Raw genomic sequence first — 12,843 nt, 5'->3', positions numbered from 1 at the left:
CCGGACAGGGAAACGGAGACACCAAATGGGACGCCGCGAAAAGCCGTTGGACCCGGCAGCCGGGCCGGTGCAGCGCTTCGCGCACGACCTGCGCGAGCTTCGCTGCGCGTCAGGCAGCCCCACCTACCGGGAAATGGCCCGGCACTGCGACTACTCCGCGCCCACCCTGTCCGGCGCCGCCGCTGGTGAGCGCCTGCCGTCCCTGCCCGTGGCCCTCGCCTATGTGACCGCCTGCGGTGCGGGCCCGGACGGCTGGGAGGAACGCTGGCGGGCTGCCTCGGCCGAGCTGGCCGAGCAGCCCACCGGGCCCGACGACGACCCGGCGACCGCGCCCTATCCGGGCCTCGCCCGTTACGGCCCTGAGGACCACGCCCACTTCTTCGGGCGCGACGAACTCGTGGCCGACCTCCTCGAGCTGACCGCCCGCCGCCCGTTCGCCGCGGTCGTCGGCGCGTCCGGCAGCGGGAAGTCGTCACTGCTGCGCGCAGGACTCGTGCCCGCGCTGCGGAGCGTGCCTGCCGAGCAGGCCGGGCCGCGCCCGTCGGTGATCCGCATCCTCACACCCGGTCAGTGGCCGGCTCGTGCGCACAAGGATCTGCTGACCGAAGGCGCGCTGGTCGTGCTCGACCAGTTCGAGGAGGTCTTCACCCTCTGTCATGATGCCGCCGAACGCTCAGACTTCATCGGCCTGTTGCTGGACTCGGGGGCACGTGTGGTCATCGCGATACGCGCGGACTTCTACGGCCGCTGCGCCGAACACCCCGGCCTGGCAGCGGCGCTGAAGGACGCGACGCTGCTGGTCGGCCCCATGACACCGCCACAGTTGCGGGCAGCCGTCGTCGGACCGGCGACGGCGCAGCGGCTGATCGTGGAGCGTTCCCTCACCGCCCGTGTCGTCGCCGATGTCGCGGACGAGCCGGGCGGGCTGCCGCTGATGTCGCACGCTCTGCTGGAGGTGTGGCGCAGACGGCGCGGCCGGACGCTGACGGAGTCGGCGTACGAGGCGATCGGCGGTGTGCAGGGTGCGATCGCGCACACCGCGGAGGCGGTCTACGCCGAACTGAGCAATCCGGAGGCGCGGGCGGCCAGGGCGCTGCTGCTCCGGCTGATCTCCCCCGGCGACGGCACGCCGGACACCCGCCGCCCCGTCGAGCACTCCGAGCTGGTCGCCTCGGCGCGCGCCGGGCGCGTGCTGGAACGGCTGGTAGGGGCCCGCCTGCTGATCGCCGACGACGCAGCCGTGAACCTCGCCCACGAGGCACTGATCACGGCTTGGCCCCGGCTGCGCACCTGGGTCGAGGAGGATCGCGACCGGCTGCGGCTGCATCGCAGGCTCACCGAGACGGCCCGCGTCTGGGAGGACCTGAACCGCGACGCGGGAGCGCTGCTGCGGGGTGTGCAACTGGCCGCGGCGCGCGAGGCTTTCGGGGCGGAGGACGCTACGGACACGGGACACGCCCCGGGCTGCGCGGGCGGGGTGCGCCGCAGGTCCGCGGTGGAGGCCGGTTCGGGTCGAGCCCCTGCCCGTGCGGGCGCGATCCGCCGCGTGATCACCACGGCGGCACACCGAGCCTGCCTAGCTGCCGGCAACCGGACCGCGCCGAACGAGGATACGGCGAGCGGCGCCAAACATGGAGCCGGGCGTGGCCCCGAGGATGAACTGACATCCTCGGAACGGGACTTCCTGCATGCCTCCCTCGCCGCGCAGGCGCGCACACAGCGCGCCGCGGCCCGCACGACCCGGCGGCTGCGAATGCTGACCATCGCCCTCTCCGTGCTGCTCTGCCTCGCCGCCGTTGCCGGACTGAGCGCCTGGCAGCAGGGCCGGGTGAGCGACCGGCGGGCGGCCGAGGCCGAGGCACGGCGGATCGCGGGCGTCGCGGACACCCTGCGTTCTTCCGATCCGCGGACCGCGATGCGGCTCGCCCTCGCCGCCTGGCGCGTCGCCGAACTGCCCGAGACGCGGGCCGCCCTGTTCGGGGCCGCCGCACAGCGGGAGCTGGACAGCTTCGCCGCGCCGCCGATGGTCGCGTACGAGAACCTGGCAGAGGACAGGAACGACACCTGGCGGCGTCTCGACCGCACCGGCAGAACGCTCACGAAGACCGGACCGGACCGGGTGGAGCGCTGGGATCTGGCCACGCGCCGCCGCCTGCCACCGTATCCGGGGCTGGGACGGATGGCCACGGCGGTACAGGACATCAGTCCCGACGGACGTACGGCCGCCGTCGGCACCGGGGACGGGCTGCGGCTGTGGGACCTGGCGAAGGGGCGGCTGACAGGCCGCCCCTTCGCCGGAAGCGACGCGATCGAGGGCACGTTCGGCCCGGGCGGTCGCACGTTCATCGCCCGGCGGCGCACCGAGGCCGACGACGGGTTCGCCGCCGTCCAGGTGTGGGACACGGCACAGGCACGGCTGCTGCTGGACATCCCTGTGCCGCAGCACGGCGCGCGGCACGCCGAAGTCGGGCCCGACGACCGGCTGTTCGCGTACTGTCCCCAAACCGGACCCCTCCAGGTGTGGGACATCAGCACGCGGCGCAGGCTCCCCGTCGACTGGCCGGGTAGCACGGACGAGGACCTGTGCATCGATTCCACCTGGGATTTCACTCCGGATGGCCGGGGCATCTTTCATCCGGCCGAGTCCGGCATCCGCATCCGGGACGTGCGCACGGGCCGGGAGCGGCCGGGCGTCCCTGTGCCGTCCGCGTGGGACGTGGCGTTCAGCGACGACGGCACGTACATGGCGACCGCGTCGGAGGACGCCGTACAGCTGTGGCGGACCGCCGACCCGTCCGCCCCGGTCTTGCGCCACCCCGTGACCGGCGTGGGCCTGTCCGACCTGCGGCTGGACCTGGCGGCCGGCGTGCTCCGCTACCAGGAGGGTTCCGACCCGGCGGCGGCAGTGCAGACGCTCTCGCTGGACGGGGCCGTGCCCCGGAGGTGGCAGCAACGCCCTTACACCGCCGCCCGGTTCACCTCGGACGGGGCCACGCTCGCCACAGTGACAGCGCGGCGCGTCCAGGTCCGGGACGGCGGCAGTGGTGAGCTCAGGAGCACGCTGCCCGAGTCGGTGTGCGACGACTGTCCGCCGCTGCTGTCGTTCAGCAGCGACGGCACGGCCCTCGCCCATCTCACGGGCCGCGACCGGGAGTCCGCCACGGCGACCGTGCGGCGGCTCACCGCCCCGGGACGCGCGGTGACCGTCGGGAAGGGCGTCAACGGTGTCGCGTTCACCGCGGACGACCGGTCCGTGGTCCTCACGCAGTCGGTCACGGAGACCGACCGCTGGACTCTCGACGGGCGCAGTCGGACCGCGGTGCGCAGGGCCCGCGACGGCGAGGCGCTCGCCATGTCCCCCGAGGGGCATGTCCTCACCACCGACCGGCAGTTGATCGACGTGGCCTCCGGCCGGGCCAGGCGTGTCATGACCGGTGAGGGCCTGGCCGTGGCGGCCGTGTTCAGTGCGGACGGGCGGTTCCTCGCGATGGGCGACATGGACGGCCGGGTCACTCTCTGGAACGGTACGGGGCAGCGGCGCCTCGCCGTGCTGGTGCCCGGCTCGAGCAGCGGCCGTGATCCCCGCCGGCCGGCGCCCGCAATCGCCTTCTCGTCGGACGGCAACACGGTCGCGGTCGGCGGGCCGGACGGTTCGCTGCGCCTGTGGAGGACGGGGTCGCCCACCGGCCCCTCCGCACCGCTCGCCTCCGTGGACGGCCCGGTCCTGGCCGTGGCGTTCGCCGAGCACGACACCCGGCTGCGCGTCACGACGCCGCATGTCGGCGTCCACGCGTACGACCTGGACCCGCGATCCACCGCCGAGGCCGTGTGCCGCCGAGCCGGCGGCGGGCTGTCCCGGGCAGCCTGGGGGAGATACCTGCCCACCGTCCCGTACCGCGCTACCTGCTGACCGTCTCGCCCGCGCCCGCGCGGTCCGTCCCCGCCCGGAACGTCTGCCGGTACGTCATCGGGGACACCCCGAGCGCCGCCGCCATGTGCGCGCGCAGCGAGGCCGACGTGCCGAAGCCCGCATCCGCCGCGACCCGGTCGACGGGGAGGTCCGTGGCCTCCAGCAGGCGGCGCGCGTGTTCGACGCGCTGCTGGGTCAGCCACTGGACCGGGGTCATGCCGACCTCGTCGCGGAAGCGGCGCGAGAAGGTGCGCACGCTCATCCGGGCGTGTGCGGCCAACTCCCCCAGGGTGAGAGGGCGTCCGAGCCGCCCCAGGGCCCAGGCGCGGGTCGCGGAGGTCGTGGCCGCCGACGGGGGCGGGACCGGGCGTTCGATGAACTGGGCCTGGCCGCCCTCCCTCCACGGCGGGACCACGCACAGCCGTGCCACCCGGTTGGCGACCTCGCTGCCGTGGTCGCGGCGGACCAGGTGGAGGCACAGATCGACTCCGGCGGCGACGCCCGCCGCCGTGAGGACGTCACCGTCGTCGACGAACAGCACGCCGGGGTCCACCTCGATACGGGGGAACGCCCGCTGGAAGGCGTCCGCATCGTTCCAGTGCGTGGCGGCCCGGCGGCCGTCGAGCAGACCGGCGGTGGCGAGAACGTAGGACGCGGTGCAGAAGGAGACGATGCGGGCGCCGGGGCGCAGCAGGCGGAAGGCGTCGGCGAGCGGCGCGGGGAGCCAGTCGCGCTCCTCCTCGGGGCCGCACGCGAAGGGCGGGATCACCAGGGTGTCGGCGCTCGCGAAGACATCGACCGCGTGTTCCACGGCGACGGTGAAGTCGGCGGCGGTACGGACCGTCCCGCCGACCAGGCCGCAGGTGATCACCTCGTACAGCGCCTCGCCGTCGGGTCCGACGGCGGTGCCGAAGATCCGTACCGGGATGCTCATTTCGAACGGATAGACGCCATCGAGGGCGAGTACGACGACACGATGCCTGACCGGATCCATGGCCAGATTCTTGCACACTATGGCCATCTGGCCACTCGAAAGCCGATCTCCGCTGCCGCAGGGTTGAGCACGGAACACCCCCCTTACGAAGGAGCGGACACATGCGTGCCATCGGCCAGGACACCCTCGGCGGACCCGAGGTCCTGAAGATCGTCGAGGTCGAACGGCCCGAGCCCGGCCCCTCCGAGGTGCTGGTGAGAGTCCATGCGGCAGGCGTCAACCCGACGGACTGGTGGCACCGTTCGACCGGCGGCCTGCTGGGCGGCCGGCCCGTACCGCTCGGCTGGGACGTGTCCGGTGTCGTCGAGGCGGTCGGACTCGGGGTGACCATGTACCGGCCGGGCGACGAGGTGTTCGGGATGCCCCGGCTGCCCCTCCCGGCCGGGACGTACGCGGAGTTCATCACCTCTCCCGCCCGCCATCTGGCCCGTAAGCCCGCCGGGATCTCGCATGTGGAGGCGGCCGCTCTGCCGATCGCCGCACTGACCGCCTGGCAGTCGCTGGTGGACACGGCCGGGATACGCCCCGGGCAGCGGGTGCTCGTGCACGCGGCGGCGGGCGGCGTCGGACATCTTGCCGTCCAGATCGCCAAGGCCCGCGGCGCGTACGTCATCGGCACCGCGAGCGCGCCCAAGCACGACTTCGTCCGCGGCCTGGGGGCGGACGAGGTCATCGACTACCGGGAGACCGACTTCGCGGCGGCCGCGCAGGACATGGACGTGGTGCTGGACACCGTCGGCGGCGAGTACGGGCCGCGCTCGCTCGCGACGCTGCGGCCCGGGGGCGTCCTGGTCTCGATCGCTTCGCCGGAGGAGGCGTATCTGGCCGACGAGGCCGAACGGCGGGACCTGCGGGCGGGGTTCACCATGGTCGAGCCGGACAACGGCAGCCTGAAGGAGATCGCGGCACTTGTGGAGACGGGCCGGCTGCGGGTCGAGGTTTCGGAGGTCCTGCCTCTGAAGGAAGCGGGCCGCGCTCACGAGATCGGCGAACAGGGCCGTACGCAGGGCAAGATCGTGCTGTCGGTGGCGTAGCTGTTCGTTGTTCTCAAACGCCGGACGGGCTGATTCTCGGCCTCGTGAAAGGGTCCCCCGGACGAAGTCCGGGGGACTGAGGCGCGGGGGTCCGGCGGGAGTCCCCCTAGGCCCGCCAGGGCGTAGGGGGGAGGAGCCCCGGGGTCAGGCCACGTGCTCGTCGGCGACCGCGAGCGCCGCGTCCAGCGCGGCCAGGCCCTCCTTCGCCTCCGCCTCGGTGACGTTGCACGCGGGGACCGCGTGCGTGCGGTTCATGTTGACGAAGGGCCACAGCCCGTTCTTCTTGCACGCCGCGGCGAACGCCGCCATCGGCGCGTTCGCCTCACCGGCCGCGTTGTACGGCACCAGCGGCTCGCGCGTCTCGCGGTCGCGGACGAGGTCCAGCGCCCAGAACACGCCCGTACCGCGCACCTCGCCGACCGACGGATGACGCTCGGCGAGTTCGCGCAGCCCCGGCCCGAGGACCCTCTCGCCGATGCGCGCCGCGTTCTCGACGACGTTCTCGTCCTCCATGACCTGGATGGTGGCGACGGCCGCGGCGCAGGCCAGCGGGTGGCCGGAGTAGGTGAGTCCGCCCGGGTAGGGGCGCTTGTCGAAGGTCGCGGCGATCTCGGCGGAGATCGCGACACCGCCGAGCGGTACGTAACCGGAGTTGACGCCCTTCGCGAAGGTCAGCAGGTCGGGGGTGACGCCGAAGTGCTCGGCGGCGAACCACTTGCCCGTACGGCCGAAGCCCGCCATGACCTCGTCGAGCACGAAGACGATGCCGTACCGGTCGCAGATCTCGCGGACGCCCGCGAGATAGCCGGGCGGCGGCGTCATGATGCCGGCCGTGCCCGGGATGGTCTCCAGGATGATCGCCGCGATGGTCTGCGGCCCCTCGAAGGTGACGGTGTCCTCGAGGTGCTGGAGCGCGCGGGCGCATTCCTGCTCCTCGGTCTCGGAGTAGAACCGCGAGCGGTAGAGGAACGGCGCCCAGAAGCGCACGACACCGGCGGTGCCGTTGTCGTTGGCCCAGCGTCGCGGGTCGCCCGTGATGTTGATCGCGGTCGCGGTACCGCCGTGGTACGAGCGGTAGGCGGAGAGCACCTTGGGGCGGCCCGTGTGGAGCCGGGCCATCCGGACGGCGTTCTCGACCGCCTCGGCACCACCGTTGGTGAAGAAGATCTTGTCCAGGTCGCCGGGGGTGCGCTCGGCGATGAGGCGTGCGGCCTCGGAGCGCGCCTCGACGGCGAACGCGGGGGCGAAGGTGGTGAGCTTTGCGGCCTGCTCCTGGATCGCGGCGACGACCTTCGGGTGCTGGTAGCCGATGTTCGTGTAGACGAGGCCGCTGGTGAAGTCGAGGTAGCGGTTCCCGTCGTAGTCCCAGAAGTACGCCCCCTCGGCACCGGCGACGGCGAGCGGGTCGATCAGGCCCTGGGCGGACCAGGAGTGGAACACGTGCGCGCGGTCGGCGGCCTTGACGGCGGCGCCGGCCTGCGGGTCGGCGGGGGTGCGGGGCTGAGGGGTCATGCGGGCCAGCGTAAGGACGCGCAGGTGGGGACAGACATGGCCACCTTGTATGGCCTCGGCCACTTTCATCGGCGTTGTGTCGGGCGCGGCGGCCGGCATCCCCGACACATTGACAGCATGCTGTCGACATGACAGCCTTCTGTCATCGGAACCATGCACGAGCCCAGGAGGGCACCATGACCCGTACGACCGTTCACCTCGCCGTGTACGACACCTACGCCGACTGGGAGACGGGCTACGTCACCGCCCACCTCACGCAGAACGGCTTCACCGTGAGGACCGTGGGTCCGACCACCGAGCCCGTCACCACCATGGGTGGCGTCCGTGTCCAGCCCGATCTGGCCCTCGCCGACCTCGACCCGGCCGACAGCTCACTGCTGATCCTCACCGGCGCGCACCTGTGGGACACGAGCGACGACCTGGCACCGTTCGCCGCGAAGGCGCGCACGTTCCTCGACGCGGGCGTCCCGGTCGCAGGCATCTGCGGCGCGACCGCCGGACTCGCCCGCGAGGGCCTGCTCGACGACCGCGCCCACACCAGCGCCGTCTCCTTCTACCTCGACGCCACCGGCTACAAGGGCGGCGAGCACTACCGCGACGCGGACGCCGTCACCGACGGCGACCTGATCACCGCGGGCCCGACCGAGCCCGTCGCCTTCGCCCGCGAGGTCTTCGCCAGGCTCGGCGTGTACGAGGGCGAGAAGCTGGACGCCTGGTACCGGCTGTTCCACGACTCGGACGCGTCGGCGTACGAGATCCTCTCGTCATGAGCGTCACGAAACCGCCGCACGACCCCCAGGAGCTGCTGACCCGCACGGCCCTCGGAGTCTTCCGGCTGAACGGCCAGTTCATCACCGTCTCGGACGGCCTGGCCCGCGAGGCCGGACTGACCGCGGCCCGCTGGCAGGTGCTGGGAGCCGTACTGCGCGAGCCGCAGTCCGTCGCCGGGATCGCCCGCACGATGGGCATCACCCGCCAGAGCGTGCAGCGGATCGCGGACGTGCTGGCCGAGCAGGGGCTGGCGGAGTACCGCCCCAACCCTGCCCACCGCCGCGCCAAACTGCTGCACGCCACGGAGCAGGGCCGCGAGGCGATCCGGAAGATCGACCCGGGGCACGCACGGCTGGCGCATCACCTGCTGGAGGCGCTGGGGCCACAGGAGTTCACCCGGACCGTGCAGGTGCTGGAGCAGCTCTCGCGGGCGATGGACGCGATCGAGGCGCACGGGGTCGGCACGGCGCCGGCCTCGGGGGCCGCGGCCCCCGAGGCCGGCCGGATCAGCGAGGACGGCCGGGTCAGCGGGGACGGGGGAAGAAGTCCGCACCCGTGACGTAGTCCATGGCCTCGGTGAAGACCGGGTCGCCCAAGCGGCGCTCCATCTCCTCCTCGCTCACGTCCTCGATGTGCGTCTGGATCCAGTACAGGTTTCCGAAAGGGTCACGCACCCGCCCCACCCGGTCGCCGAAGAACAGGTGCGTCAGATCCGTCACCGACTCTCCCCCGGCCTCCACCGCCCGCCGGAACGTGGCGTCCGCGTCCTCGACGTACAGCCGCAGGAACGCGGGCGTCGGCGGCCAGTCGGCGCTCGGCGCGTCGAAGAGCATGACGACCGCGTCCCCGATCCGTACCTCCGCATGCCCGATCCGGCCGTTGCCGTCGGTCATCCGGTCCAGCTCGACCGCCCCGAAGGCGGCCTTCAGATAGTCGATGACGCCCGCCGTGTCCTGACCGATGATCCACGGGGTGACACTGGTGTAGCCCTCGGGAACCGGCTTGACCGTCATGAAAGTCTCCTCACCCACGGGGTCGCGATCGTGAGACCGACCGTAGGCGCCCAACAGGTCGGATCCTGACCTATAGAGCCTGCGCTCGGCGCACTATCCTCGGTCCGTCGAGCATCAGGTACGGGGGAGGGCCGCGCGACGATGGAGCAGCTGGCACCAGGGGATCCACAGCACATCGGGGACTACCGGCTCCTGGCCCGGCTCGGCGCGGGCGGCATGGGCCAGGTGTATCTCGCCCGCTCCGACCGCGGCCGGACGGTCGCGGTGAAACTCGTACGGCAGGAGCTGGCCGAGCAGGACGAGTTCCGTGACCGCTTCCGCCTGGAGGTGCGTTCCGCCCTGCGCGTCGGCGGCCGGTGGACCGCGCCCGTGCTCGACGCGGACACCGAGGCCCCGGTCCCATGGGTGGCGACCGGCTACATCGCGGGGCCCGCGCTGCACAGCGTCGTCTCCGGCGAGCACGGCCCGTTGCCCGAGCGCTCGGTGCGCATCCTGGCCTCCGGCCTCGCGCACGCGCTCACCGGCATCCACGCGGCCGGTCTCATCCACCGCGACCTGAAGCCGTCGAACATCCTGGTCACGATCGACGGCCCGCGCGTCATCGACTTCGGCATAGCCCGCGCCCTTGAAACGGTCACCGACGGGGGCCTGACCCGCACCGGCGCACTCGTCGGCTCGCCCGGCTTCATGGCACCCGAGCAGGTCCGCGGTGACCGGGTGACTCCCGCCTGCGACATCTTCTGCCTCGGGTCCGTCCTCGCGTACACCGCGACCGGGCGGATGCCGTTCGGTACGGCGGACAGCGGGGTCCATGCGCAGATGTTCCGTATCGCGCAGGAGGAACCGGAACTGGAGGGCGTGCCCGCGGGGTTGCTGGACCTGGTCCGCGACTGCCTGCACAAGGAGCCCGACGCCCGGCCGACGCTGCCACAGATCCTGGAGCGTACGACGGCCGATGCGGACGGCGAGCCGTGGCTGCCGGGGGCGCTGATCGCGCAACTGGGCCGCCATGCGGTGCAGTTGCTGGAGTTCGAGCAGCCGAGGACGCTCGCGCAGGCGCCCGTGGTGCAGCCCCCGACGATGACGGCGCCCGCGGCGCCGTCGACGCCCGTACGGCCGCCGATGCCGACTGCTCCGCTGCCACCCCCTCCGACCCCTGCGCGGGGGCCCGCGTACGGCTATCCACAGCCGTATCCCCCGTACACGACCCCTGCGCCGGATCCGGCTGCCGCACCGCGGCACACCTCCCGCGCCGGCACCATCGCCCTGATCGCCGTCGCTTTGGTGGTCGCGGTCGGCGCGGGCACCTCGGTGTACGCCTTCATGTCCAAGGACACGTCCGCCACGGCCGATCCCAACACCGGCACCACCAACAGCGCGTCCCCGTCGAAATCCCCCGCCACCACCACCACCCCGACGGACACCCCCTCGACCTCCTCCCCCTCCCAGGCCGTGGGCGGCGGCGTCCCGGCCGCGTACGTCGGCAGCTGGCAGGCGTCGTTCGAGACGGCGGACGGCACCAACGTCCGCAGCATGACGATCACGCAGGGCACCACGGGCGAACAGGTCATGACCCTGTCCGGCACCGGGCCGAACTACGACTGCCGCTGGTCCGCCACCCTCCGCACCCCGGGCCCGCCCCTCGAACTGGGTCCCACCCAGGTCACGTTCGGCGATGCGACGAGCTGCTCCCCGGGCCAGTGGAGCCGCCTGGACATGCCCGACGGCAACACGATCATCCGCGAACTCGTCGGCTCGGGCGGCGAGCCCCTCACGTACACGAAGACGAACTGAAGGTCACGCGCAGGCCGGTTCAGGCCCAGGTCTGCGAGTAGTAGTTGCGGTAGTTCCTGCGGCCCTGGGCCGACTGGATCCAGCGGCTGATGATCAGTATGAACAGACTCGCCACGATCACCCCGAGTCCCGGACCGACAGCGCCGAGCGGTCCGAGGCCGACGTCGATCCCCTCGATCGTCTGCGACCCGGCGGCGGCCTGCTGCGAGGCGGGCGGTACGGGCGGCGCCGGCGCGGCGGCCCCCGCGGCAGCCGAAGCCCCGCCCGCCAGGCGCACCCCGAGCGCCGCCATCGCCTTCGTCGCCGGCTGGAAGTACGTCACACCCCCGGTCGTGCAGTCCCCGTTGCCCCCCGACGTCACGCCCAGCGCCAGCCCCTGAGCGAACATCGGGCCCCCGCTGTCACCGCCCTCGGCGCAGACCGTGGTCTGGATCAGTCCGGTGACCGTGCCCTCGGGGTAGTTGACCGTCGCGTTCAACGCGGTCACCTCCCCGGTGCGGAACCCTGTCGTACTGCCGCTGCGGAACACCTTCTGCCCGACGAAGGGATCGGCTGCCCCGACGATCCGGATCCCGCGCCCCTCGCCGATGTCCACAATGCCGACGTTCTGAACGGACTCGCCGTTCTCATAGCGCACAAGGGAGAAGTCCTTGCCCGGGAAGCTGGAGGCGACGGTGGTGCCGAGCTTCGCTGTGCCTTGGCCGTCCGCGAACCAGGTGGTGCCGACCGGGCCGCAGTGTCCGGCCGTCAGCACAAACGAGTTCTGGCCGTCGGTCACGTTGAAACCCGCCGAACAACGGCTGACGCCCGCGAAGATCGGCGCGGCCCCGTTCAGCCTCGTGGTGAAGGTACCCGCTGTCCGTTCCATGTGGACGAAGCCGCCGATCCGCTCGGCGACGCCCGACATACGCGACCAGTCGGCGGCGGAGACGCTGCTGTCGGCCTGCACCACGACCTGGTTGGACGCGTAGTCCACCGCCCACGCGGTGCCGGTCACCCGGGGCGCCTCACGCAGGGCCTCCGTGGCCGAGCGGAGCCGGTTCATGCTGTACCGCACCACCCTGGTGTCCGCGCCGGTCCGCTGGACCTGCGCAGCCGCGTCCGTGTCGGTCACCGCGACGACCCGGCGGCCGTCGGCCCCCATCCAGCTGCCCGCGGTACGGGACGTGCCGAGCCGCGAGACGACATCCGCGGTCGGATCGGCGGTCTGCGAGGTCCCGCCCGGGGCCGGCTGTTCGCCCGCCATGGCGCTCGAGACCATCACTCCACCCCAGACCAGCCCGCCGACAGCCGCCAGCCGGGCGATCCGCTGGAGGTTCCGTCGTGCGTGCCTCATCGCGGCCCCAAGGTCGTACCGACACTGTGTCCAAGGATCCATACGTGCCGCAGGGCCATCCTGTTCATCCGGCACCGAGGAGGGATGCGGGCGGGCATTGTGCAGGAGCAAAGGGTGCACGAACCGGGCCGCGGCCGTCGGCGGAAGACGCGGGGGCAGCGGGACAGCGGCCGGATCCGCCCCCGGCAGGGCAGGCGCGGGCAGATAACTCGCTTGGGTACGAGCCGAGTTGATGCATGTGACGCCCCGTGGCCAGGCCCGGCGGAACACAGCCCTCGCTGACAGGAGGAGACTCTCACCTCACCCGCGTGACCCGGTAACGCTTTGCCGGTTGGGCCGACACGGACCGATCCCGGCCTGAGCCCGGTCCGTGGGTGTGGGTGTGGGTGTGGGTGTGGGTGTGGGTGTGGCGTGGTGTCTCGCCCGGGGTGGGCGGGTTGGTGGGTGCGGTGTGGCGGGTTGGCGGGTGTGGCGCGGGG

At 72.4% G+C, this 12,843-nt stretch carries 9 protein-coding genes; 5 read left to right on the top strand and 4 right to left on the bottom strand.

The features are described 5' to 3' along the window. Nucleotides 1-25: 25 nt before the first annotated feature. Nucleotides 26-3,910 carry a hypothetical protein gene (locus ACFYWI_RS26480; RefSeq protein WP_389237158.1) on the top strand — a complete coding sequence of 1,295 codons (3,885 nt, stop codon included), beginning with the start codon at nucleotides 26-28 and terminating at the stop codon, nucleotides 3,908-3,910. Here the strand turns inward: ACFYWI_RS26480 and ACFYWI_RS26475 are convergent. Beyond that, nucleotides 3,900-4,904, bottom strand: coding sequence for a GlxA family transcriptional regulator (locus tag ACFYWI_RS26475; RefSeq protein ID WP_389237156.1), 1,005 nt, complete (start codon nucleotides 4,902-4,904; stop codon nucleotides 3,900-3,902). The two genes, ACFYWI_RS26480 and ACFYWI_RS26475, sit on opposite strands and share 11 nt — an antisense overlap. Nucleotides 4,905-5,005: 101 nt before the next feature. Between ACFYWI_RS26475 and ACFYWI_RS26470 the strand changes: the two genes are divergently transcribed. Then, on the top strand, nucleotides 5,006-5,938 hold the full coding sequence (locus ACFYWI_RS26470; RefSeq protein ID WP_389237154.1) for an NADP-dependent oxidoreductase: 933 nt from the start codon (nucleotides 5,006-5,008) through the stop codon (nucleotides 5,936-5,938). Between the two features lie 144 nt (nucleotides 5,939-6,082). Here the strand turns inward: ACFYWI_RS26470 and ACFYWI_RS26465 are convergent, their stop codons facing one another. Then, nucleotides 6,083-7,450, bottom strand: coding sequence for an aspartate aminotransferase family protein (locus ACFYWI_RS26465; protein WP_389237152.1), 1,368 nt, complete (start codon nucleotides 7,448-7,450; stop codon nucleotides 6,083-6,085). A 176-nt stretch (nucleotides 7,451-7,626) separates the two neighbouring features. On the opposite strand from ACFYWI_RS26465, the gene ACFYWI_RS26460 reads away from it, so the two are divergent. Beyond that, the gene (locus ACFYWI_RS26460; protein ID WP_389237150.1) at nucleotides 7,627-8,220 is read left to right on the top strand and encodes a type 1 glutamine amidotransferase family protein; all 594 of its coding nucleotides are present in this window, start codon (nucleotides 7,627-7,629) and stop codon (nucleotides 8,218-8,220) included. Next, entirely contained in the window at nucleotides 8,217-8,780 is a 564-nt protein-coding gene (locus ACFYWI_RS26455) for a MarR family winged helix-turn-helix transcriptional regulator (protein ID WP_389237148.1), read from the top strand. Before ACFYWI_RS26460 ends, ACFYWI_RS26455 begins: the two co-directional genes overlap by 4 nt. On the opposite strand, the gene ACFYWI_RS26450 is transcribed toward ACFYWI_RS26455, so the two are convergent. Continuing rightward, nucleotides 8,746-9,234 carry a VOC family protein gene (locus ACFYWI_RS26450; protein ID WP_389237146.1) on the bottom strand — a complete coding sequence of 163 codons (489 nt, stop codon included), beginning with the start codon at nucleotides 9,232-9,234 and terminating at the stop codon, nucleotides 8,746-8,748. The two genes, ACFYWI_RS26455 and ACFYWI_RS26450, sit on opposite strands and share 35 nt — an antisense overlap. 141 nt (nucleotides 9,235-9,375) lie before the next feature. On the opposite strand from ACFYWI_RS26450, the gene ACFYWI_RS26445 reads away from it, so the two are divergent. After that, entirely contained in the window at nucleotides 9,376-11,028 is a 1,653-nt protein-coding gene (locus ACFYWI_RS26445) for a serine/threonine-protein kinase (RefSeq protein WP_389237144.1), read from the top strand. 19 nt (nucleotides 11,029-11,047) lie between these two features. Here ACFYWI_RS26445 and ACFYWI_RS26440 read toward each other — a convergent pair whose 3' ends face one another. Beyond that, entirely contained in the window at nucleotides 11,048-12,364 is a 1,317-nt protein-coding gene (locus ACFYWI_RS26440; RefSeq protein ID WP_389237142.1) for a S1 family peptidase, read from the bottom strand. Between the last annotated feature and the right edge of the window lie 479 nt (nucleotides 12,365-12,843).

This window comes from Streptomyces sp. NPDC002889, from assembly GCF_042888425.1.
Classification (GTDB): domain Bacteria; phylum Actinomycetota; class Actinomycetes; order Streptomycetales; family Streptomycetaceae; genus Streptomyces.
The sequence above is the reverse complement of the archived record's forward strand: the minus strand, read 5'-3'. Positions and strand labels throughout refer to the sequence as shown.

Coding starts and splice junctions, on each gene's coding strand:
- ACFYWI_RS26450 (WP_389237146.1), bottom strand. CDS start 9,234: ATGACGGTCAAGCCGGTTCCCGAGGGCTACACCAGTGTCACCCCGTGG.
- ACFYWI_RS26455 (WP_389237148.1), top strand. CDS start 8,217: ATGAGCGTCACGAAACCGCCGCACGACCCCCAGGAGCTGCTGACCCGC.
- ACFYWI_RS26480 (WP_389237158.1), top strand. CDS start 26: ATGGGACGCCGCGAAAAGCCGTTGGACCCGGCAGCCGGGCCGGTGCAG.
- ACFYWI_RS26470 (WP_389237154.1), top strand. CDS start 5,006: ATGCGTGCCATCGGCCAGGACACCCTCGGCGGACCCGAGGTCCTGAAG.
- ACFYWI_RS26465 (WP_389237152.1), bottom strand. CDS start 7,450: ATGACCCCTCAGCCCCGCACCCCCGCCGACCCGCAGGCCGGCGCCGCC.
- ACFYWI_RS26440 (WP_389237142.1), bottom strand. CDS start 12,364: ATGAGGCACGCACGACGGAACCTCCAGCGGATCGCCCGGCTGGCGGCT.
- ACFYWI_RS26460 (WP_389237150.1), top strand. CDS start 7,627: ATGACCCGTACGACCGTTCACCTCGCCGTGTACGACACCTACGCCGAC.
- ACFYWI_RS26445 (WP_389237144.1), top strand. CDS start 9,376: ATGGAGCAGCTGGCACCAGGGGATCCACAGCACATCGGGGACTACCGG.
- ACFYWI_RS26475 (WP_389237156.1), bottom strand. CDS start 4,904: ATGGATCCGGTCAGGCATCGTGTCGTCGTACTCGCCCTCGATGGCGTC.